The 20,369-nt window shown below is 58.8% G+C and carries 24 protein-coding genes; 6 read left to right on the top strand and 18 right to left on the bottom strand.

What is annotated here, in order from left to right:
* Positions 1 to 39: 39 nt before the first annotated feature.
* The 16 genes from ACVOLZ_RS05230 to kdsA form a co-directional block, all read right to left on the bottom strand.
* Complete coding sequence (locus ACVOLZ_RS05230; RefSeq protein ID WP_481515311.1) at positions 40 to 402, bottom strand: ankyrin repeat domain-containing protein; 363 nt, start codon at positions 400 to 402, stop codon at positions 40 to 42.
* Positions 403 to 468: 66 nt separating this feature from the next.
* Positions 469 to 789: a hypothetical protein gene (locus ACVOLZ_RS05225; protein ID WP_481515310.1), complete on the bottom strand. Its 321-nt coding sequence runs from the start codon at positions 787 to 789 to the stop codon at positions 469 to 471.
* Positions 789 to 2,384: a DNA primase family protein gene (locus ACVOLZ_RS05220; RefSeq protein WP_481515309.1), complete on the bottom strand. Its 1,596-nt coding sequence runs from the start codon at positions 2,382 to 2,384 to the stop codon at positions 789 to 791. The genes ACVOLZ_RS05225 and ACVOLZ_RS05220 overlap by 1 nt, the downstream gene beginning before the upstream one ends.
* A gap of 60 nt (positions 2,385 to 2,444) precedes the next feature.
* Positions 2,445 to 2,669, bottom strand: coding sequence for a hypothetical protein (locus tag ACVOLZ_RS05215; RefSeq protein ID WP_481515308.1), 225 nt, complete (start codon positions 2,667 to 2,669; stop codon positions 2,445 to 2,447).
* 598 nt (positions 2,670 to 3,267) lie between these two features.
* Complete coding sequence (locus ACVOLZ_RS05210) at positions 3,268 to 3,567, bottom strand: hypothetical protein (protein WP_481515307.1); 300 nt, start codon at positions 3,565 to 3,567, stop codon at positions 3,268 to 3,270.
* 51 nt (positions 3,568 to 3,618) lie between these two features.
* On the bottom strand, positions 3,619 to 4,098 hold the full coding sequence (locus ACVOLZ_RS05205; protein WP_481515306.1) for a hypothetical protein: 480 nt from the start codon (positions 4,096 to 4,098) through the stop codon (positions 3,619 to 3,621).
* Between the two features lie 142 nt (positions 4,099 to 4,240).
* Positions 4,241 to 4,732, bottom strand: coding sequence for a helix-turn-helix domain-containing protein (locus ACVOLZ_RS05200; protein WP_481515305.1), 492 nt, complete (start codon positions 4,730 to 4,732; stop codon positions 4,241 to 4,243).
* 136 nt (positions 4,733 to 4,868) lie between these two features.
* Complete coding sequence (locus tag ACVOLZ_RS05195; RefSeq protein WP_481515304.1) at positions 4,869 to 5,282, bottom strand: hypothetical protein; 414 nt, start codon at positions 5,280 to 5,282, stop codon at positions 4,869 to 4,871.
* A 189-nt stretch (positions 5,283 to 5,471) separates the two neighbouring features.
* Positions 5,472 to 5,954 (bottom strand): hypothetical protein, encoded by a 483-nt coding sequence (locus ACVOLZ_RS05190; protein ID WP_481515303.1) that lies wholly within the window; start codon positions 5,952 to 5,954, stop codon positions 5,472 to 5,474.
* Between the two features lie 446 nt (positions 5,955 to 6,400).
* Positions 6,401 to 7,381 carry a Csu type fimbrial protein gene (locus tag ACVOLZ_RS05185; protein WP_481515302.1) on the bottom strand — a complete coding sequence of 327 codons (981 nt, stop codon included), beginning with the start codon at positions 7,379 to 7,381 and terminating at the stop codon, positions 6,401 to 6,403.
* Positions 7,378 to 9,675, bottom strand: a complete 2,298-nt coding sequence (locus ACVOLZ_RS05180) for a fimbria/pilus outer membrane usher protein (RefSeq protein WP_481515301.1) — start codon at positions 9,673 to 9,675, stop codon at positions 7,378 to 7,380. Before ACVOLZ_RS05180 ends, ACVOLZ_RS05185 begins: the two co-directional genes overlap by 4 nt.
* Before the next feature lie 151 nt (positions 9,676 to 9,826).
* Complete coding sequence (locus ACVOLZ_RS05175; protein ID WP_481515300.1) at positions 9,827 to 10,597, bottom strand: fimbrial biogenesis chaperone; 771 nt, start codon at positions 10,595 to 10,597, stop codon at positions 9,827 to 9,829.
* A gap of 21 nt (positions 10,598 to 10,618) precedes the next feature.
* Entirely contained in the window at positions 10,619 to 11,014 is a 396-nt protein-coding gene (locus tag ACVOLZ_RS05170) for a Csu type fimbrial protein (protein ID WP_481515299.1), read from the bottom strand.
* Between the two features lie 92 nt (positions 11,015 to 11,106).
* Entirely contained in the window at positions 11,107 to 11,637 is a 531-nt protein-coding gene (locus ACVOLZ_RS05165; RefSeq protein ID WP_481515298.1) for a Csu type fimbrial protein, read from the bottom strand.
* 84 nt (positions 11,638 to 11,721) lie between these two features.
* The gene (locus ACVOLZ_RS05160) at positions 11,722 to 12,258 is read right to left on the bottom strand and encodes a Csu type fimbrial protein (RefSeq protein WP_481515297.1); all 537 of its coding nucleotides are present in this window, start codon (positions 12,256 to 12,258) and stop codon (positions 11,722 to 11,724) included.
* Positions 12,259 to 12,369: 111 nt separating this feature from the next.
* Entirely contained in the window at positions 12,370 to 13,215 is an 846-nt protein-coding gene (gene kdsA, locus ACVOLZ_RS05155; RefSeq protein ID WP_481515296.1) for a 3-deoxy-8-phosphooctulonate synthase, read from the bottom strand.
* 265 nt (positions 13,216 to 13,480) lie between these two features.
* Here kdsA and amaB point away from each other — a divergent pair, with 265 nt between their 5' ends.
* The 6 genes from amaB to ACVOLZ_RS05125 all read left to right on the top strand — a co-directional run bounded on the left by amaB (position 13,481) and on the right by ACVOLZ_RS05125 (position 19,228).
* On the top strand, positions 13,481 to 15,013 hold the full coding sequence (gene amaB / locus ACVOLZ_RS05150; protein WP_481515295.1) for an L-piperidine-6-carboxylate dehydrogenase: 1,533 nt from the start codon (positions 13,481 to 13,483) through the stop codon (positions 15,011 to 15,013).
* Positions 15,014 to 15,133: 120 nt separating this feature from the next.
* Positions 15,134 to 15,430 carry a DUF4190 domain-containing protein gene (locus tag ACVOLZ_RS05145; RefSeq protein WP_481515294.1) on the top strand — a complete coding sequence of 99 codons (297 nt, stop codon included), beginning with the start codon at positions 15,134 to 15,136 and terminating at the stop codon, positions 15,428 to 15,430.
* Positions 15,431 to 15,437: 7 nt separating this feature from the next.
* Positions 15,438 to 16,208, top strand: a complete 771-nt coding sequence (locus ACVOLZ_RS05140) for a class I SAM-dependent methyltransferase (protein WP_481515293.1) — start codon at positions 15,438 to 15,440, stop codon at positions 16,206 to 16,208.
* Between the two features lie 4 nt (positions 16,209 to 16,212).
* Entirely contained in the window at positions 16,213 to 17,268 is a 1,056-nt protein-coding gene (locus tag ACVOLZ_RS05135) for a quinone-dependent dihydroorotate dehydrogenase (RefSeq protein ID WP_481515292.1), read from the top strand.
* A complete protein-coding gene (gene murB, locus ACVOLZ_RS05130) occupies positions 17,265 to 18,308 on the top strand; it encodes a UDP-N-acetylmuramate dehydrogenase (protein WP_481515291.1) in 1,044 nt (347 codons plus the stop codon). The genes ACVOLZ_RS05135 and murB overlap by 4 nt, the downstream gene beginning before the upstream one ends.
* Before the next feature lie 32 nt (positions 18,309 to 18,340).
* Positions 18,341 to 19,228, top strand: a complete 888-nt coding sequence (locus ACVOLZ_RS05125) for a DMT family transporter (RefSeq protein WP_481515394.1) — start codon at positions 18,341 to 18,343, stop codon at positions 19,226 to 19,228.
* Between the two features lie 17 nt (positions 19,229 to 19,245).
* Here the strand turns inward: ACVOLZ_RS05125 and ACVOLZ_RS05120 are convergent, their stop codons facing one another.
* Positions 19,246 to 19,965 carry an LrgB family protein gene (locus ACVOLZ_RS05120; protein WP_481515290.1) on the bottom strand — a complete coding sequence of 240 codons (720 nt, stop codon included), beginning with the start codon at positions 19,963 to 19,965 and terminating at the stop codon, positions 19,246 to 19,248.
* Positions 19,955 to 20,362 carry a CidA/LrgA family protein gene (locus tag ACVOLZ_RS05115; RefSeq protein ID WP_481515289.1) on the bottom strand — a complete coding sequence of 136 codons (408 nt, stop codon included), beginning with the start codon at positions 20,360 to 20,362 and terminating at the stop codon, positions 19,955 to 19,957. The genes ACVOLZ_RS05120 and ACVOLZ_RS05115 overlap by 11 nt, the downstream gene beginning before the upstream one ends.
* Positions 20,363 to 20,369 lie beyond the last annotated feature (7 nt).

Genomic DNA, 20,369 nt, shown 5'->3' with positions numbered 1-20,369 from the left:
CTCCTCTTTCAAATCAGTTAAAAGGAGGAACGAAAAATGTCAAGGGCGCTTGTATTGCCTCATGTTCGGCGGGTGTTGAACCTGGCGTGGCCCGTGATAAGCGCATGGCAACGATGGAACACAACGCTCGTTAAGCTCCGACTTGCCGCGTTGACTTTGAATGTAACCGCGCAGCGTCCAGGAGCGTTCGCGCAGCGAGATACCTGTTGCGTAGTCCAATGGGGTTTTGCCACTGCTATCGACTTGCTTGATGTCGGCACCCAACGATAATAAAACATCGGCCAAATCGAATTGCTTGTTGATCACGGCCCAATGCAGAGCCGTTTTTCCGTCGCTGTCGTGCCAGTTTAAAACCTTGACTGCATCCATACCGCGAAGTGCGCACCTGTCCAGATTGTTCATCAAATTTCCTTGCTTGACATATACAGCCAATAAAGCAAAGTTCACGCCACCGTCAAGCCCCGCCGATCAGTCTTCCTTTACTTTTCTGGTCAACTTATTCATCACTTCCAGAAGCCGCAGAGAATGACCAAGAAGGGCCATTAACAGCACATGCGCATGCATCTGCTCGTCAAGATCTTCGGTCATCTTTCCATGACCTCGCATGTACTCATCCTTCATCGCAATCATCGCGCCCCATTCATTCTTTTTATGAGAACGCATGCTGCCGAGATACATGTGCCCCTGCCCAACCCAACGCGCTTTCTCTTGCAACACCTGATGATCTTCATACAGGTGCTGGAATGCCGCACAAAATGCCTCTTCAATGTCTTTGTCTGTATGATCCATCACGGGAACCTCCATTCTTCGTCCGAAAAATCCTTATCACTGTGTTGCAGAAGAACAGGTTGGGCTACGGCGGGAACGGCTTCAACATACACCTCGCGCTTGAGTGCAACGGTAGGGACCAACATCTCCCCTGTCGGCAACTCGTAACTGGGCTGGACAGGAATACGTGCGCGCACGCAATTGACCTGCACCCCATCAATACGCCTCGTGTCACCGCGCGGGGATTGCGGGCGTTCAAATCCAGGCATGGCCCAAAACCGGCTCCAAAATTGCGGCATCGAAAGAACATAACGGCCATCGGAGTCGCAGAACTTAACGTACGAGTTATAGACCTCTGATTTCGGCGTAAAATAGTTCTCGTCTGCAACAATACCCACGCCTTCGCGCCACGCGCCCACACTGTCGTTCATGTTGCGAATTGCCTTTTTAAACAACTTCGTCTCTTCTGGCCAATCCTTTTCTTGAAGAAATCCACCGCGCTTCACAATCCGGCGCGCCCCGGCGAGCAGCCAGTCGAGCACAATGTGGGCTTCATCATCCAAAACTCGTTTGGCAAGATCTTTAATGACATCAAAAGATCCATTTGACTGAGTCCATTTCACGACGCACAAGCGGCGATAGACACCGTCTGATGCGTCAGTGACCCGAGGCTCTTTGTTTGAAGAGACAATATGGCACGACGTATTAACGAACTCGACCATATCGCGATACAAGAACTTTGCAGTCAACAAGTCACCCCCGCTCAGCGCCTTAAACGCTTCCTGGTCGATACCGCGTGCGCCGTCCTTTACTTCAGGGGTAAAGATGAGACTGGCATTGACGCAGTTGGCCAGCACTTGGGGCTCACCGCACTTGTCGAGCCAAACTTGAGCAGTGCGATGATGAAATCCGCTCACAATCGATGACATCACGCCCTTTCCGTTGCCACCAGTCCCCACCCACCACCACACCAGTTGGTGGGGACCAGGGAAGAGAGTAAGGGCGCATTGTTCCTGCACCAGCGCACGGATTTCAGGATCCGGCAATGCACTGGCCAGGAAGCGGCCAAACAGAGAGTTCGCTGGGACGGGCATAGGAAGGTGCTGTTTGCCGTAGCCCGTGCTCACTGTCGCGTTGATGCCGAACGTCAGGCCCAGGGATTTGTCAGCAGGGCGCACCATCATTTTGCCCTGCTTGTCCATATGCAGGTAGCCGTTTTTAGTCGCGATTACAAAATTCGACGGATCGAACTTTGGGATCGGATCAAGCATGTTGACTGAAAATTTGAAGCAGTCTGCTGAAGCGGCGTTCGTTGCCTTGTCCGGCATATGCTTGAACAAGAAATTCGAGGCAAGCGATGTCCCGTCAGCCGTAGAGACTGTGTCCCAAAATACGCCGTTCCACTTGTACGCCAGTCCATTGGACTTTGCCCAATCCCCGCACGCACCGCTGTGGATATAATTCACCCAATTCGTTGCAGGCGTGTGTGATGTGACAATATTTGCCTTATTGGCTTTACTGTGTTTGCTCTGAGCGGACGGGCCTTTTTTATTTGGAATTGCAGGTTGCGCCGGGGTTGACACAACAGTATTGTTTGCTACTGTGTTGATAGACATGTTTTTTCTCCTATTGTTTAACCTCTAATTGAACCGTTTGGTAGCAGCCAAGCGGTTTTTTTATGCTTTACTCTTTCGCTCGAACAGCCAGGTCTCACTCACCGCTAAATCCGTGAGCTCGCGAATGTACTCCGACAACGTCATACCGCTGCGCTGCGCCACCTCTTCCAACAGCGCCAGCTTTTCCTGATCGAAGCGCATGGTGCGGTTGACCTTTTGTGGCCGCGCACGACGTCGATACGGCTTTCTTTTTTTCAACATTTTAAATTGCAAAACTTCGCCCATGTGTTTCCTCCAAATTTAGTTATTCATGCATTTGTTGTAATTTATTATTTCTTCTTGTCAAGAGTAATTTGCAACGCAAATTTCCAAACGCAACTGCTGCAAGGCTTTTGACCTGTTTTTGAAATTAAAAAAACATCCAAAAGCCCGTTTTTGCAGATGATTTTTCACTCCTTAAAAAAACACTCCGAAAACCATTGCAGCACTAAGCAAAAACATATTTTTATGCCAATAAAACGCAAGGCAAATTATTGAGTGAGTAGGGCAATGAGTAGGGCTTGAGTAGGGTAAAAAAGCATCCACCCTACTCAGCCAAAACCTTTGCTGCATAAGGCTTTTCTTATATTTGAGTAGGGTGAGTAGAGTAAAACCTCTATAACTTCTATATGAAACAGACTTTTTGCCAAATATGTATTTTTTTGTTGTAAACGTTTTTGAATACCACCCTACTCACTTACTCACCCATTGCAGATCTACTGTCCCAAGGCTTTCCGTGAGTAGGGTGGTTTTGCCGGGGCCCTACTCACTCAATAATTTGCCTTGCGTTTTATTGATTTAATCAAGAAACATCTGAACAAGAACCGATCGTCACATCCATCATTTAAAAAAAACGACCACTGTTTTTGATCATGAAATCCCGAAATGCTGGAACAATCCCGGAGCGATCGGAGTGACGGACTCCGTACATCACCCACTTATCGTCCGGTCGCATGTAAACAGAGAACCTCATCAGGAAATGAGTGCGCCTCTTCCGGATTGTGGGAGCTGGGCTGTCGTGAACTGAAAATGCGTCAATCGCAGCTTTGAAAGCTGCATCGCTTTCCTCCCGCACCACTTTCAATTCAGCCGCAGACATGCCGGCCTCAATTTTACTTCCATAGAAAAATGTGTAAATTCCCATGCATTCCCCCTTGTTTATAGTTTAAATTTTCGCTTTCTCATTCAATATTTTTCATTGCTTTTCAGTCGCGCCTTTCAACTGATTATTCATTTCATCCGGCTCCTCAATGAAACCCAGCGCACAGACCTTCGCGTATTCCTCAGCAAATTCACAAAAGTCCTTTTTGAGTTGTTCGTTGACGGTGCGAGAGCGCTCCTGGCTATCACCAGTCCACTCCAAACACACACCTTTCTCGCTCGTGAAAATACACAAGCATGCGTCGAACAAATTGAAAACATCATTGAAGTCGTATTTTGCGACATCAAACGCCGTCAAGGTTTCAGCAGCAAATGCATTAAGGCGAGAGAGTAGAACGTTCGTAGAACGGCCTTCGCGCACAAAATGCATTTGCACAATCGATTTCGTAACAAGATTCTGAAGATCTTTTTCACGGTCTATTGATGAGGCAAGATCAGATGCGAGTGCTGCGAGCGGCCCAAATCCAATAACAACGAATGCTTCGTGGCCGGGGTTAATGACGTAATCCAACATTGATATTTCCTTTCTATCGCCGCGTCTTGCGGCAAACAAATGTTGCGCTCGGCCTGAAAACTTCGCCACACAAAAAAAGCCCCCAAATTGGGGGCTACAAAGGACTGCAAGGGACAACTAGGGACTGGGGCTTAACGCAGCATTATTTCAATGCTCGTGTCAGGACGTTTCGTTCGTGCGCAGCAATCCGCTCTTGCACCAAATCGCGTTGCTTCCGTTGCTCATCCAACAACAACTGTTGCGCTTCAATCATCAATTCCGTACTGCCCCACTCCCATTCGGTAAGCAAGTCATAGATGCCGTCCACAACCGTGTTGGCGTCCAGTTGGTTGGCGTGGGCCACGATGACCCCGTTCGCCACCTGGAACGCATGGAGATGCACACTGGGCATTACAGGATGTTGGAGCCACGCGTCCACGTCGCTTTTTTTGTAGCGCACGGGCGTGGTGGACCATCCCTCGTCGGTGCGTGCTGGACGCTCCCCAATGGTGGGGGGCGGCAAGCCTTGATTGCGCAGGCGCTGCAACGTCTTCGTGCTGACTTGCATCAACACGGCAGCTTGAGCAGCGGTTAGGTGCAGATCCCCAGGCGCTTGGGCGAGCGCTTGCCGCTGCTGTTCGTCAACCTTCGCCATGGCCGCCTCCAACGTGATTCATCAGTTCGTGCCGCTGGACTAGGGCTGTGTGCAAATCGTCCAAAGCATTCGGTTCCCTCTTGCACATCGAATGTTGCTCGTCGTCATACCGCATGATGTTCATGGAATTCATCAGCTATACGTCCTTGATCTGGATATCAACACCGATTTCCTTGATCTCATCTAAAATGCAACCAAGGCTTCCAATCGTTGCCCCCATCTTCCCCATCAAACTGCTTTTACGTTGAACAGTGAGGGAATTCGAAAAGTTTTCCAGGATCCAGTTCCGGCTTCGACGAATGCCATCACTATCAAGGGCCGCTAATCGCTCATTGATCGGATGAAACAAGCGCCGCAATTCTTGGAAGCGCCTGTGTGCAAATTGGGTATAGGTGGTTTCAGCGGTACGTTGATCCATACGCTTCGCGTCCTCGATCAACCTTTTGAAGTCGCGCACATCGCGGTACAAGACCCTCAATTCTTCTACCGAATGGATGCGCACTTTTCTTTTTTCACCGCGTGCATCTACGAACAACATTCCATCGCTCATTACTCTTCCTCTTCTACGCCTTCCCGCTCCCTCGCCACAAATGAATTACGGCATCCCGCCATTGAGCTTATCGAGATGTATCGTATGGTTGTCCTTAAAGATGCTTCATTTGCGCAATTGGCAGTGCGGCCCTCAAATACAATCAACGAGTAGACAAGATCTTTAGAGGTATGATTTGTCAGCAGATGATCACCTGCGCAAAGCCTGCCCGGCGAGCGCATCGAGCAAACCCGCCTTAGAGTGCTCAGCGCGGCGGGCGTAGTCCTCTTGGCGCAACCCCTCGCGCACGGCCCACGCATCAGCCCTGAGAGACTTGGCGCCCTCCGTGTCTCCGATGGCGTCGAAGACATCAGCCAAGAAGCGCGCATTGACTATGAAGCGGATGCGTGGACCCACCTGTGAGCGCCGGCGACCGGCCTTGGCGACCACCGGCACCATCACCGTTTCAGGTGTTGGGTCGAGTATTTCGGCCAGATCTTCCAAAGGAAGTTGCCAGTGCCCGTCAATCTTTCGCGCCCCTGGGTAACGACCGCGTTGCATGCCTTCACGGATCTTTTGCAACACGCCGCGCGAACTGGAGTCGCGACCGAGCACAACAGCCACCTCTTCCGGGTTCAAGGCATACCGTTTGGGCCAGTCTCGACGCAGGTGTTCCAGTGCTTTTTCGCTCATGTCCAGACAGTAGCAGCGCACCCAGACTGGGGCAAACGACTGGGGCAAAAGTGAGGTGTTCGTGGGTGTCTTCGGGTGTTTTTCGGTGCGGTGACGCAGTCAGCCAACCCCACATAAAGCACGCAAACTACTGAAATATATGGAAATTTGCAAGCTGCCGAAGCCCGCCTCAGAAAAGAGTTGACCTTAGGAGGGGACCGCTCTATCCAGCTGAGCTACGGAGTCAAAAGATGGAGCCCAAGATTACAGGCAAGCGCCGCCGCCAGCCAGCATTTCCGGCCGAGCGGGCGTCGATCGGCATACAAATCCGGTCACCCGGATGCCAATGGCCAAGCGCAAATCGGCCGCTGCTTCCGGACTGCGCCGGGTGCCAATATGCTGTTCCAACACCAAGGTCTCTCGATCAACCAAGCCCAGCCCAGCGTCCGCGCAGTGCCATCACGGGATCAGAAAGCTACATCAATCAGCACGGTATCAACGTAGCTGCCGGCCGGCACAGGCGCCTGGTCCGGATAAACCGCTGCCCTGTAGTTGAATTTTTGCGCACTCGTACCCAAACCGCTGCCAGCGTTCAGATCGGCCGTGTAGCTGCCACGGCGCTCGGCGCCTGCATCACCCCATCGTGCGCTGCCGACTCCTTGGAACAGATCGTAGGCAAGCAGAGTCCCCTCGGCCGAAAGCATATTGCGTTGCCCCTGGCTGGGGCTCCGCCCGCCGCTGAGCCCAACGGTATAGACGCTACCCTTGGTGCAGATCACGCTGATACTTCCATTGACCTCTGCGAACATGGAAGGAAGCGCAGCTGCGCCGAAGTCCAGATCATCGGCGGCGATAGCGCAGTCATTCTGCACCACCAGCTTTATCGCCATTGGCGAGGCTCCACTACCGCTCTCATAGGAAGAACAAACACCCGGACTGGATTGTTGAACGCAGTACTTCCAATCCCAGCTCAACGTTGCGCTATCGATATAAGTGCCTGCAGCAACATTGGCGCCGGCGGCGAGCGTCAGGAATAGCGGGATGGACTTGGGGGAGCTGCCCTGCAGCACACCCAATTCATCGATGACACCCAAAGCGGCGAGGTCAACCATCACTCCTGGAGCCAGCGCCGATGCATTATTCCTGTCCAGCGATGCATGGACCTGGTAGGAGACCCGATCTCCGGCAGGGCCCACCATGCCATTGTCGACGGAGCTGAAACTCACGCGAAAATAGGTAGTCCCCGGCTCCCATGGCTGCGATACATCACCCGAACAATGCATGCCTGCATCACTTGTGGAAGTGCTCTGCACAGCGTCGCGCAGGGTATTGGAGCCAACAGAACCAAAATCTGCCGGCCGGGCGTTCACGACCTCGCAACTTGCCGACACCTCGCTCCCAGCGAAACTCAATACAGACAGCAGTATTACCCGGGGTACCCAGCTCATCGGCACACCACAGGGGCCAGCATCAGCACAGGTGCATCGCCTTGATCAGCAGTGAACGTCGCCACGCAGCTTTCTCCATTGGCCAAGCTCACCCGCAGGTGATTGGCCTCATCCACGCTTTCCAGATACACCAGACCATCCCATCCGACCACGGCTTTCGTCCGGCTTTCCAGGTGCTGGACGCCAGCACCCAATGGCAGCACCGTGCCGCCAGCATCGACAAGCACAACACTGGCGCTACGCGCGCGGATCACCGGGAACTGCAGCAGGTAACCGCTACCAGCACGCACCATCACCCGTTCCTCCACCCGCGCACTGCGGATATCGGCTCCGACATCCATCAGGTCCAACTCGTACTTGCCCGGGTAGTAGGCACTGGCCCATGGCACCAGCAGGTGGCCACTCTTGCCGGTGCGACCGACATCCTGGTTTTCATATCGCACCGGAATACCCGCATGACCCTGCGTACTGACCACCACGAATGCATCGTCGACACGGTTACCGGCGAACACTTGACCATCCATCCACACAGCCGAACCGCTGACATCCGCCCAGCGCGTCATCATTGATCGGCTGCCGTGGGTGCCCGCCTGGACCTGCAGCTGATCGCCGCGCCAGGTCCCGTCGATCTGCCGGTAGTCCTCGGCACCACCGTGTGCATAACCAAGGTTGTAACCAAAGCCGCCATCGGTGGGCACCTGCTGACTTAAGTTCACGCGCTCGAGCAGATCACCACGGATGTCGCGCTCGGTCGACAGCGAGAGCGTGTTGCGCGTCCCCATCGGCACCATCAACTGTGCCATTGCCGACCAGCCTGCTGCCTCCAGGTCCCGGTTAGCCGACATATAGAAACTGAACCCCTTTCGTGACGAGCGGCTCCAGGACAGGTTGAGCAAGCGGCTGCGCGAGTCATCGGCGTTGCGTACATCAAAATAGCCCGCGCCAACGCTGCCCCAGCTCCCCAGTCTAACGCTGGCCGTGGCTTGCTGGCTGCGCCTGGTGGTGCGCAGGGTCTGCGTATTGATCGCGCCAAGATCCGCATAGCCGGACTGTCGCTGCACCTGCTGGAAAGCGACGCTGTATAAGGGATTGTTGTACTGGTAACCGAAGGCCAGCTGTTGCGCCTGCCGGCCGTTGAACCGGCTCTGGCTCAACGCTGCGTTGACGATACCCAGGTTGCCGACGCGAACGTTCGCCCCGGCACCTGCCAAGGACAGTCGTCTGGCCATTTCGGCGTGACTTTCCAGCGTTAGCCAGTCAAACAGACCGTAGCGCAAGGTGCCGCTACCTGCAGCTTTTCCATAACTGAAATTACTGACACCATAATCTTCGCGCACATTGCCGGCTGCCACCGAGAAATCCGCCAAGCCTGGCTGCAATAAGCGGGTACTGACGTAGAACGGCAGCGTCGTCGATACCTGCCGCCCCAATGCATCGGTGGTCACCACCACTGCTTCACCGGCGCCATTGATCAGTGGGATATTGGTCAGCGTATAGGGGCCTGGACTCAACTCCGCGCTTGATGACTTGTAACCGTTGACGAACAGATCCAGCGCCGTAGGCACGGCAACTTCGCCGGAAAACTGCGGCAAAGGATAGGTCACAAGATCCGGGCGCACACTGAAATCGCGCGACAACTGCATGCCACCAAGCCGCACCGAACTGCTCCACGGCAAGGCAGCGGTGATCACGTCACCGGCCTCATAGGTGAGCAGACTGTTCTCATCGGAGTAGCGCCAGGTGGTGTTGTAGCGCCGATAGCCCCCACGCTGCCCACCCTTCGCCCCGCTCACGATCTGTCGGAGCTGCCCGCTGCTGGTCACGCTACCGGCGCCACCAAAAATCCGCAGTTCATTCAAGGCAGCCACATAGCTGCCAGCATCGTCTACATCACTGGCGTATATGTCGTAGTTGAACATCGCCCCCAAGCTGGCCTGCGCAGTCATGCGCGGCGCTGCGGCGCGATAGCTGATGGTCTGCTGCGCCAGCCACGCAGGCGGCACATCAAGCAGCAGGCGCAACATTGCCCGATCGTAGTGCACGCGCAAGCCAGGCACGTCTTCCAACGCGACATCGTCGGCCACCGGTAACGGCAAGCTGATCCCGGCAGCGACCAATGCGGCTGCGCTGGCATGCAGTCGACCGCCGCGTTCTTCAACAACAATCTGCCCACCGGTTGCCACCTGGTTGACCACCAGGTCCAGATGCAGCGGCAGCGGCGCCGCGTCCAGCGCATCAAACGCGGGCAGCGGCAACTCACCCGCCCACGCCGGCATCATCGGTACAACGGTCAATGCCAGCACGTTGGCCCAAAGCCCACACCGCACAGCACGAGACAGCGCTTGGTACCCGAGCGTAGGAAACCGGTAGTCGTTCATCCCGGCTCCCCAACCGGATCAAACGTCGCACAGATGCAACACATCCAATTCAACATCATGCGAACAATCACTCGATGACAAGACGCTGCGGCTGCGCGGCACCGTTGACACGCACCAACAACACCGCAGGACGCCCTTCCGATGCCGGCAGCGGCCAGCGCATGCTTGCGCCAGGCAGCACGTAGCCCATCAAACCTTCCTGAAACACCCGCTGCTTACCTGCCTGTTCCAGCGAGGCCTCGGTCAATCGTGCGTGCACCAGCCCATCGTTGCGGATCTGCAGGTAGGCCTTGCCCTCCACGTTGACCTGTTGCACGCCAAGACGCGGAACAACTTCAGCACCCGTGGCATCGCGCACGCCCTGAGCAGCACCTCCCGCAGACAAGCCCGCTCCGTAAGCGAACAACGGAATGACGTAGCGCATGTTGAAGCGCACGCCCTGGGCAGCAGCTGCATCGACCGGTACGGCTGTCGGAATTTCGTCGATCATCACGCGAAACGCCTGCTGCTGCCCGGCTGGCGTCGGCGCCATGCGGGTAATGCGCACCAGCTGTTTCTGTCCCGGTTCAATCTGCGCAATCTGCGGGATGCCGATCATCTGCCGCTGGTTCTGGTAGTGATCATCAAACTCCTGCTGCGCCCAGGACAGCACCCGAACCTGCAGATTGACCGGGCTCTGACCTTTGTTCTCCAGCCACAACGCAGTGCTCTGCTGGCCGTCCTGCAGCACCGGATCAACCGGCCAGATCAGGACCGAACTTGCTGCGCGGGTTTCGCCGATCGACAGCGCCGCAGCCACGAGCAGACAGGCTGTCGCGATATATCTGAAAAAAAACATTCTTCCCCCGCAACCCGGTTCTTACCAGATCAATTGAACCTGCAATACATCACTGTAAGTGCCGGCAGGTCGCTGCGCTGGCACGTTGAGCTCTGCGTGAATTGGCAGCACCACCGCGCCCGTCTGCCCCAAAGGCACGGGCACCATTTGGTCAACCCCCAACGCCAAGCTTCGGGCGGCGTCAGTGAACAAGCGATAGGCGATGCGTTCACCGCCCCCATCGTGCTGCAACTGACGCCCGTACAATCCGCCGTCGACCTTCATCAACAACGTCAAGCCAGGCGTGCAGTTGAGCTGCACCGTGGAGGTGAAGGAAGTCGCAACGACTCCACTGCTCAGCGCCGACTGCGTTCCGAAATCCAGCGCCCCCCAATTGCCGGGCGCGACCTCGCAGCCGCTGACGATTTCCGCACTCACCTGCATGTCCGCATGGGTACCCGCGCTTGCCTCAGCCGCCAGCGAACACAGCCCGGCCGCAAGCCCGATCCACAGCAAACGCAGGGGTGCGATCAAAAGGACAGCTCGACCGAAACGATGTCCGTATAGACACCAGCAGACAAGCCTGCCTTGCCCACCGCCCTGCCATACAGGTTCACGGTCTGCGCTACGCCGGTACTGGTCGGCAGGGCTATCGTGCCATTGATCACGAAAACCTGGCTGTGACCGGCATCGGTGTAGAAGTCATAGGGCACGAAGTTGCCCGAACCGTCAGCAAGTGCCCGCGTGCCACCGGTCGACGTCCCATCATTGCTCCCTACCCCGACTTTGATCACAGGGATGGTGCCCTTTGAACACAATATCGACATGGCACCACCACCACGCAGTACCTGACTGCCGGCAGTGCTGAAGAGCGAGTCTTGCCTACCGAAGTCCAGGGTGCCAAAGTTCGCCCCCGTTGTTGCGGACGACCCATTTACCTGACAAGCACTGAGCAGCGTCAGCGCTGCGTCGATCTTGCCAGTGACAGTGCCAGCCTGCGCCATCGATGCGAACAGCAAACCACCGGCGAACAACGCGGCACGGACATTCCAGAATTTCATGCAAACTCCCCATTTGATCGGTAATGCAGTCAGCCATCCGCTGCCTGCCATCTGCCCACCCTAGCGAAGGCGCGTAAGAGCAGCCTAGAACGACAGTTCGACCGCTATCGAATCCATATAGGTGCCTGGCGGCAAGCCCGCTACCCCCATGACTCTGCCGTAGAGATTCACCGTCTGTGCCGTGCCGTTGCTACTCCCGAGGTAGAAGGCTCCGTCAATCGGCACAACGTTATCGAAACTCGTATCCACGTACAGGTCATAAGCAACATAATGGCCTGCACCATCGTGCAATGCCCTGCCGCCTGCCGACGCCTGACCGTCATTGCGGCCCGCCCGTATCTTGAGCGCCGGAAAGAATCCTGCCGCACAGCGGATGCTCATGGCGCCACCGCCAGGGTTGAACAGCTGGGTAATGGACTGCTGCATAAGCGTGCTGGCGGTCCCGAAGTTCAACGAACCAAAGTTGAGGTTGGAACTGGCAGCCGATCCGTTGACCTCACATGCAGGCACCAAGGTCAATGAACTGTGTATCTGCCCGCTGACCGTTGGCGCAGCATGACCAGCGGAGCTCAGCAGGAGCCCGCAAAGAACCAGACCCAAGCTGTTCTTCAAATGATGCATCGACCCCTCTTTCATCCGTGTGCCACAAACGTGACTGCATGAAACACTACGGACGTAAGAGAGGGGCTTGCATGAGGCCCAGGCCGCATAGCAGCCACCGGCCCGGAATTATCAGGCGATATCCAGCACCGGGAACGCCTTGACCATGTCGTCCAGCGCCTTGATCTGCGCAAGGAACGGTTCCAGCACGTCCAGCGGCAATGCGCTGGGACCATCGCAGCGCGCGTTGTCCGGATCCGGATGCGCTTCCAGGAACAGGCCGGCGATACCGACTGCCATGCCAGCGCGGGCAAGCTCGACGACCTGGCGACGACGGCCTCCCGAGGCTTCACTGCCGGCGTCACGGCGCTGCAGGCTGTGGGTGACATCGAAGATCGCCGGCAGGCCGCCGGTGGCTTCGATCATCTCGCGGAAACCGAGCATGTCCACCACCAGGTTGTCGTAGCCGAACTGGGCGCCGCGTTCGCACAGGATGATCTGCTCATTGCCGGCTTCACGGATTTTGCTGACGATGTGCTTGATCTGGGTCGGGCTGAGGAACTGCGGCTTCTTGATGTTGACCGCGCGGCCGGTGCGGGCAATGGCCGTGACCAGATCGGTCTGCCGCGCCAGGAAGGCTGGGATCTGCAGCACATCGACCACTTCTGCGACCGGCGCGGCCTGCGCCACTTCATGCACGTCGGTGATCACCGGCACGCCGAAGCGCTGCTTGACCTGCTCGAAGATACGCAGCCCTTCTTCCAGACCGACGCCACGGAAGGAGGTGATCGAGGAGCGGTTGGCTTTGTCGAAGGAAGCCTTGAACACGTACGGGATGCCCAGCTTGCGGGTGACCTCCACGTAGCACTCAGCGGCATAGAGGGTGGAGTCCAGATCCTCCAGCACATTCAGCCCACCAAACAACACGAAGGGCAGCTTGTTGCCAACCACTACCCCGTCCGAAATCGTCACGTTCATCTGTCTATCCTGTTCAAGCCGGGGAAACCCCTATCAAGGGTGGCGAATATGGCCGAAAACGGCCGCCAGTGACAGGGTTTGCGGTCACGGCCGAGGCAACGCCCGCCATCAGCGCAGCCCGTGGAGCCGGCACAGCCTGTCCCACTGGCCAGACCAAGCGGCACGGGGCCAATCGGTTCACTCTGATACTATGTGGTACTCACTCCGTCGCCCCCACCCGCAGTTTCCGACGGCGCCAAAATCACGTTAAGAAACAGGAGTTTGAATGTCTTCCGAGCTGCTCAAGGCCTTGGCTCTGGATGCCACCAACGCTGGCACCTACATGGGCAACGGGGAATGGTCCGCCGCCACCGGCGCGGGCGTCCTCAAGCCGCAGAATCCGACCACCGGCGAAGTGATCGCCGAGGTCCAGGCGACGACCGAGGCTGATTACGAAATCGTCATCACCCGCGCGCAGGAAGCCTACAAGGTATGGCGCACCACCCCGGCACCGCGCCGCGGCGAAGCCGTGCGCCTGTGCGGTGAAGCACTGCGCAAGCACAAGGACGCGCTGGGTTCGCTGGTCGCGCTGGAAATGGGCAAGTCCAAGCCGGAAGGCGACGGTGAAGTGCAGGAGATGATCGACATCGCCGACTTCGCCCTGGGCCAGAGCCGCATGCTGTACGGCTACACCATGCATTCCGAGCGCCCGGGCCACCGCATGTACGAGCAGTACCACCCGCTGGGTCTGGTCGGCATCATCTCGGCCTTCAACTTCCCGGTTGCGGTATGGGCCTGGAATGCGTTCCTGGCCGCCATCTGTGGCGATATCTGCATCTGGAAGCCGTCCAACAAGACCCCGCTGACCGCCATTGCGACGATGAAAATCTGCAATGACGCACTCAAGGACGCTGGCTTCCCGGATCTGTTCTTCCTGATCAACGATGCCGGCACCGCGCTGTCGGAAAAGATGGTCGCCGACCGTCGCGTGCCGCTGATCTCGTTCACCGGTTCCACCCAGGTCGGCCGCGCCGTCAACCAGAAGGTTGCCCAGCGTCTGGGCCGCTGCCTGCTGGAACTGGGCGGCAACAACGCCATCATCATGGACGAGACCGCCGACCAGAAGCTGGCTGTGCCGGGCATCGTGTTCGGCGCCGTCGGCACTGCCGGCCAGCGCTGCACCACCACCCGCCGCCTGATCGTGCATGAATCCATCTACGACAACGTGCTGGCCACGCTGATCAAGGCCTACAAGCAGGTTGAAGGCAAGATCGGCGACCCGACTGACGCTGCCAACCTGATGGGCCCGTTGAACAGCCCGGAAGCCGTGCAGCAGTTCCTCGGCTCCATCGCCAAGGCCAAGGCTGCCGGCGGCACCGTCGAAACCGGCGGCACCGCCATCGACCGCGCTGGCAACTTCGTGTTGCCGGCCATTGTCACCGGCCTGAAGAACAGCGATGAAATCGTCCAGCACGAAACCTTCGCACCGATCCTGTACGTGATGAAGTACAGCAATCTGGACGAAGCCATCGACATGCAGAACGGCGTGCCGCAAGGCCTGTCCTCGTCGATCTTCACCCAGAACCTGAAGACTGCCGAGAAGTTCCTGTCGGCTGCCGGCAGCGACTGCGGCATCGCCAATATCAACATCGGCACCTCCGGTGCCGAGATTGGTGGCGCCTTCGGTGGCGAGAAGGACACCGGCGGTGGCCGTGAGTCCGGCTCGGATGCATGGAAGGTCTATATGCGTCGCCAGACCAACACCATCAACTACTCCGACTCGCTGCCGCTGGCCCAGGGCATCAAGTTCGATCTTTGATCGTGTCTGCCCCGGCTTTGGTCGGGGCGACGGATGGGTGTACAGCTAAAAGCTGCCCTCACCCCAACCCCTCTCCCGCGTGCGGGAGAGGGGCTTTCTATAGCTGAAACGGAGTTCCCGATGAGCATTCCTGCACCCCGCCAGACCAGCAGCTACGCCGTGATCAGCCTGGTCGCCGGCATCCTTGGCTGGACCCTGTTGCCGGCCATCGGCAGCATCTGCGCCATCATCTTCGGCCATATGGCACGTGGTGAAATCCGCCGCAGCAACGGTCAACTGGAAGGCGACGGCCTAGCCGTGGCTGGGCTGGTGCTGGGCTGGCTGGCTACCGCGCTGTGGCTGATCGGCATCATCTGCTTCATTGCCATCCTTGTGTTCTTCGGCGGCTTGGCTGGCCTCGCTGCGATGAACTCCTGAGGCCGGCATGGGGCAGTCCGATTCAACCCAACGTTTCAGCAGCCGGGTAGCGGACTATGTGCGCTACCGCCCGGGCTATCCGTCCACGCTGCTGGAATGGCTGCACCGCGATATTGGCCTGCCCCGCTCCGCCCTGGTCGCCGATATCGGCGCTGGCACCGGCATTTCCAGCGAGCTGTTCCTGGCTGCCGGGCATCCACTGATCGCAGTGGAACCCAATGCCGCCATGCGTGCCGCCGCCGAGCAGTGGCTGCAGCCCAAACATCCGCAATTCCAATCCGTCGCCGGTACCGCCGAGGCCACCCCCCTGACCGACCACAGCGTTGATCTGGTCGCGGCCGCGCAGGCATTCCACTGGTTCGATACCAACGCCGTACGCCGCGAATGGATGCGCATCCTGCGCCCGGGCGGCTTGGCCCTGGTGTACTGGAATTCGCGCCTGCTCGATGCCTCGCCGTTCCTGGCCGGCTACGAGCAACTGCTGCTCGACTACGGCACCGACTACACCGAGGTTGCCGAGCGTTACCAGGACGACCAGACCATGCGCGACTGGTTCGGTGAAGGGTTGCGCGGCCTGGTCCACCTGCCGAATGTGCAGTATCTGGACTACGACGGCCTGCGTGGCCGGCTGCTGTCCTCCTCTTACGCCCCGCAGGCTGGCCACGAACGTCACGTCCCCATGCTGGAAGCCCTGCAGCGTCTATTTGATGCGCATGCGGTCGATGGCAAAGTTGCCTTTGAGTACCAAACCCGCGCCTTTGTCGGCACGCTGAACTGAGCTTATGTATTCCATTGCCCGTCCTTTTTTGTTCACCCTTGATGCCGAGCGCGCGCACGGCCTGGGCCTGTCCGCGCTGGATCTTGCCTGGCGCACCGGCACCACGCCGCTGATTGCCGGCCGCATCAAGCCGCTCCCCACCACGGCGTTCGGCCTGAGCTTCCCCAACCCGGTGGGTCTGGCCGCTGGCCTGGACAAGAACGGCGAGCACATCGAAGCCCTGTTTGCACTGGGCTTCGGCTATGTCGAGATCGGCACCATCACCCCGCGGCCGCAGGCTGGCAGCCCCAAGCCGCGTCTGTTCCGCCTGCCGCGGCACAACGCCATCATCAATCGCATGGGTTTCAACAACCTCGGTGTTGATGCACTGGTGAAGAACGTCGAAGCGGTCAAGCATCGCCCCGGCCCGCTCGGCATCAACATCGGCAAGAACAAGGACACGCCCAACGAGGATGCCCTGTCCGACTACCTGATCTGCATGGAAAAGGTGTATCCGCTGGCTGACTACATCACCGTCAACATCTCCTCGCCCAATACCGCCGGCCTGCGTGAGCTGCAGGAAGAACAGGCATTGCGGCGACTGGTTGCCGGCCTGCGCGAGGCGCAGGAGCAGCTGGCGGCAAAGCACGGCAAACGCGTGCCGATGCTGGTCAAGGTGGCACCGGACTTGAGCGATCGCGACATCGATGCCGCCGCGCGCGTGCTTGGCGAACTGGGCGTGGATGGCGTGATCGCCACCAACACCACCATCGGCCGGCCCACGGTCGAAGCTGATCCGCTGTCCAAGGAAATCGGCGGCCTGTCCGGCGCACCGCTGCTGGGCCAATCCACTCTGGTACTGCGCCGCCTGCGCGCGCGCCTGCCCGAGTCGGTGCCCTTGATCGGTGTTGGCGGCATCAGTTCCGGCGCCGACGCCGTTGCAAAGATGGCCGCAGGTGCAGCGCTGGTGCAGTGCTATAGCGGGCTGATCTTCCAGGGCCCAAGCCTGATCGGCGACTGCGTGAATGCCATCCGTCGCCGTCGCGAGTCCCCGTCGGGAGGCGCCGTCGCACCGCTATGACGAATGCCGCCCCTGCTTGGTCGCTGACCGAGAACGCTCCACTGCGTCACCTCAACACCTTCCATGTCGACGCCCATGCACCACGCATGCTGCGTATCGCCGATCCCATCGCCCTGCCTGAAGCGCTGGCCGCCATCGGCGAGGCAGACCTGCTGGTGCTTGGCAGCGGCAGCAATGTGCTGCTGGCTGCCGATCCTGAAGATGTGGTACTGGTGTTCGACAACCGCGAGATCAGCGCACTGGAACACCGCGCTGATCACACCATCGTCCGCGCGGGCGCTGGCGTGATCTGGCACGAACTGGTGATGTGGTCCTTGAACGAAGGCCTGTCCGGGCTGGAGAACCTGGCACTGATCCCCGGCACCGTCGGCGCCGCGCCAATCCAAAACATCGGCGCCTATGGCGTCCAAGTCGGTGAGTTCATCCAGATCGTCGAGGCCTGGGACCGGCAGGAACAGGCCTGGGTGCGACTGGACCAGGAAGCCTGCCGCTTCGGCTACCGCGACAGTCTGTTCAAACACGATGCTGATCGCTACCTGATCACCGCCGTGGAGTTCCGCCTGCCGCTGCTGCACGAGCTGCAGCTGGACTACGCCGGCATCCGCGAGGAGCTGCAGGCGATGGGAATTGAATTCCCGGTCTCGGCCGACGTCGCCAATGCGGTCACCGCCATCCGTCGACGCAAGCTGCCTGACCCGGATGTACTCGGCAATGCCGGCAGCTTCTTCAAGAATCCGATCCTGCCGCTGGAGCAGATCAACGTGCTGCTGCAGCACTATCCGGAACTGCCGGTGTTCCCGGGCAGCGACGACAGCAACCGCAAGGTATCGGCAGCGTGGATGATCGAGAAAGCCGGCTTCAAGGGCCAACGCGACGGTGACGCCGGGGTTTCGCCCAATCACGCCCTGGTATTGGTCAACCACGGCAATGCCAGCGGCGCCGAGTTGCTGGCATTTGCCCGGCGCGTGTCGGCAGCGGTACTGGAAACCTTCGGCGTGCCGATTGAACCCGAGCCCAGGTTGGTCGGCGCCCGCTGGTGAACACTGCCCTGGCTGCACCCCGCTCCACCGCAATGCGCGCTGCCCTGCTGATGTTCGGCAGCGCCATGGCCTTCGGCCTGATGGCCATCGCCATCCGTCTGGCAACCGCCTACGTTCCCACCCAGGAAGTGGCGTTCTTCCGCAACAGTTTCGGCCTGCTGGCGCTGCTGCCAATGTTGCTGCGGCCCGGCCATGCGTCATTGCGTACCCAGCAGATGCCGCGCTACTTCCTGCGCAGTGCAATTGGCCTGGCCTCGATGCTGTGCGGCTTCTGGGCCATCGGCCACCTGCCGCTGTCGCAGGCCATCTCCCTGTCCTACTCCACGCCCTTGTTCGTCACCATCGCTGCCGTGCTGTGGCTGGGTGAGAAGGTTCGCTTCCGCCGCTGGGCCGCGGTGATCGTCGGCTTCATCGGCGTGCTGGTGATCGTGCGCCCTGGCGCGCACAGCTTTGAACTTGGCAGCCTGATCGCAGTCATGGCCGCAGTGCTCAGCGCGCTGGTCGCGATCCAGATCAAACAGCTCACCGGCGTCGACAGCCCGGATACCGTGGTGTTCTACACCTATGTGTTCTGGGTGCCACTGTCGTTGATCCCGGCATTGTTCGTCTGGGTCTGGCCAACCGGCATCGCCTGGCTGTGGCTGGTGGCTACCGGCGTCATGGGCACGCTCGGCCAGCTGCTATGGACCCGCGCACTCAAGCTGGGCGAAGTCTCCGCGCTCACCCCGATCAGCTTCACCCAGCTGCCCTTGGTGGTGGTGATGGGCTGGCTGTTGTTCGGTGAAACGCTGGACCGCTGGACGGTAATCGGCGCCCTGATCATCCTCGGCGCCAACGCCTATATCGCCCACCGCGAAGCAGTGTTGGCCCGACGTAGTCAGAGTCTGCAGAACGCGCGAGCGGGCGACACGCCGGCTTGACCGGAACTCAACCGGCATCAGCCTTGCAGCAGCATCACCAGCAAGGGCGCGACAGCCACATTCAACACACCGGCCATCACCATCACCAGCCCCGCGATTGCGCCCTCGCTCTCGCCCAGCTCGCGCGCCTTGGCCACGCCCATGCCATGCGCGCCCATGCCAAACAACGCGCCACGCGCCATCGCGCTGCGCACCGGCAGCAACTTGAGCAACAGCTGCCCGCACAGCGAACCACAGACGCCGGTAATGATCACGAATACCGCGGTCAGCTCGGGGATACCACCAATCCGCCCGGATACGTCCATCGCGAACGGCGTGGTTACCGAGCGCGGCGCCAAGCTCAAGCGCAGTTCCGGCGATAGATGCAGGGCGGTGGCCATCAACCACGCAGCGACAATCGCAACGCCGCTGCCGACCAGCACACCAGCACCCAACACTTTCCAGTGCCGCGCGATCAACGCCCGCTGCTGGTAGATGGGCACCGCAAACGCCACGGTCGCCGGCCCCAGCATCGCCACCAGCCAATGCGTGCCACGCAGATAGTCGTGATAGTTGGCGTGCAACAACAAAGCCAGGCCCAGCAAGACCAGCGGCGCAGTGATCAAGGGTGACGCCCAGGCGTAGCCGCTACGCAGATACAGCTTCTTGGCCAGCAGGTAGACCGCCACCGTCAGCACGGCCCAGAACATCGGCCACAACCACTGCGCCGGCTGCTGCATCAGCATCTCAACGCTCATGACCTTGGCTCCAGCGCAGCAGCAGCTCGACGGTCACCGCCGTGCTTGCCATGACCAACAAGGTGCCGACCACCACCACCAACAACAGCTTCAGGCCGAGCCAACCAAACATCTGCCGGTTGTCGAGCAGGATCATCGCCGCCGGCACGAAGAACAACAGCATTTCCGCCAGCAACCAGCGCGCACCACGCGTGAACGAGCGCGGTGACAACCAACGCATGGCGAAGGCCAGCAACAGCAACAACAAGCCAACGATGCCAGCTGGCACGGGCACAGCCAGCCGCTGCATCAACATCTCAGCCAGCAAGCAGATCACCACCAGAACGCCGATCTGCAAACAGACGCTGCGGCGCAACCCACGTCGCAGGCCCAGTTGGCCGCGGCGCAAAGACGACATCAAGGTT

It is taken from the genome of Stenotrophomonas sp. STEN020 (genome assembly GCF_056760195.1).
The sequence above is the reverse complement of the archived record's forward strand: the minus strand, read 5'-3'. Positions and strand labels throughout refer to the sequence as shown.

Excerpts from the sequence above, each read along its gene's own strand:
- ACVOLZ_RS05185 (WP_481515302.1), bottom strand. The coding sequence starts at position 7,381 with ATGAGCTGGGTACCCCGGGTAATACTGCTGTCTGTATTGAGTTTCGCT.
- ACVOLZ_RS05195 (WP_481515304.1), bottom strand. The coding sequence starts at position 5,282 with ATGAGCGATGGAATGTTGTTCGTAGATGCACGCGGTGAAAAAAGAAAA.
- amaB (WP_481515295.1), top strand. The coding sequence starts at position 13,481 with ATGTCTTCCGAGCTGCTCAAGGCCTTGGCTCTGGATGCCACCAACGCT.
- ACVOLZ_RS05190 (WP_481515303.1), bottom strand. The coding sequence starts at position 5,954 with ATGAGCGAAAAAGCACTGGAACACCTGCGTCGAGACTGGCCCAAACGG.
- ACVOLZ_RS05140 (WP_481515293.1), top strand. The coding sequence starts at position 15,438 with ATGGGGCAGTCCGATTCAACCCAACGTTTCAGCAGCCGGGTAGCGGAC.
- ACVOLZ_RS05200 (WP_481515305.1), bottom strand. The coding sequence starts at position 4,732 with ATGGCGAAGGTTGACGAACAGCAGCGGCAAGCGCTCGCCCAAGCGCCT.
- kdsA (WP_481515296.1), bottom strand. The coding sequence starts at position 13,215 with ATGAACGTGACGATTTCGGACGGGGTAGTGGTTGGCAACAAGCTGCCC.
- ACVOLZ_RS05165 (WP_481515298.1), bottom strand. The coding sequence starts at position 11,637 with ATGAAATTCTGGAATGTCCGTGCCGCGTTGTTCGCCGGTGGTTTGCTG.
- ACVOLZ_RS05230 (WP_481515311.1), bottom strand. The coding sequence starts at position 402 with ATGAACAATCTGGACAGGTGCGCACTTCGCGGTATGGATGCAGTCAAG.
- ACVOLZ_RS05175 (WP_481515300.1), bottom strand. The coding sequence starts at position 10,597 with ATGTTTTTTTTCAGATATATCGCGACAGCCTGTCTGCTCGTGGCTGCG.
- ACVOLZ_RS05115 (WP_481515289.1), bottom strand. The coding sequence starts at position 20,362 with ATGTCGTCTTTGCGCCGCGGCCAACTGGGCCTGCGACGTGGGTTGCGC.
- ACVOLZ_RS05160 (WP_481515297.1), bottom strand. The coding sequence starts at position 12,258 with ATGCATCATTTGAAGAACAGCTTGGGTCTGGTTCTTTGCGGGCTCCTG.
- ACVOLZ_RS05210 (WP_481515307.1), bottom strand. The coding sequence starts at position 3,567 with ATGGGAATTTACACATTTTTCTATGGAAGTAAAATTGAGGCCGGCATG.
- ACVOLZ_RS05215 (WP_481515308.1), bottom strand. The coding sequence starts at position 2,669 with ATGGGCGAAGTTTTGCAATTTAAAATGTTGAAAAAAAGAAAGCCGTAT.
- ACVOLZ_RS05205 (WP_481515306.1), bottom strand. The coding sequence starts at position 4,098 with ATGTTGGATTACGTCATTAACCCCGGCCACGAAGCATTCGTTGTTATT.
- ACVOLZ_RS05135 (WP_481515292.1), top strand. The coding sequence starts at position 16,213 with ATGTATTCCATTGCCCGTCCTTTTTTGTTCACCCTTGATGCCGAGCGC.
- ACVOLZ_RS05120 (WP_481515290.1), bottom strand. The coding sequence starts at position 19,965 with ATGAGCGTTGAGATGCTGATGCAGCAGCCGGCGCAGTGGTTGTGGCCG.
- ACVOLZ_RS05125 (WP_481515394.1), top strand. The coding sequence starts at position 18,341 with ATGCGCGCTGCCCTGCTGATGTTCGGCAGCGCCATGGCCTTCGGCCTG.
- ACVOLZ_RS05145 (WP_481515294.1), top strand. The coding sequence starts at position 15,134 with ATGAGCATTCCTGCACCCCGCCAGACCAGCAGCTACGCCGTGATCAGC.
- ACVOLZ_RS05220 (WP_481515309.1), bottom strand. The coding sequence starts at position 2,384 with ATGTCTATCAACACAGTAGCAAACAATACTGTTGTGTCAACCCCGGCG.
- ACVOLZ_RS05225 (WP_481515310.1), bottom strand. The coding sequence starts at position 789 with ATGGATCATACAGACAAAGACATTGAAGAGGCATTTTGTGCGGCATTC.
- murB (WP_481515291.1), top strand. The coding sequence starts at position 17,265 with ATGACGAATGCCGCCCCTGCTTGGTCGCTGACCGAGAACGCTCCACTG.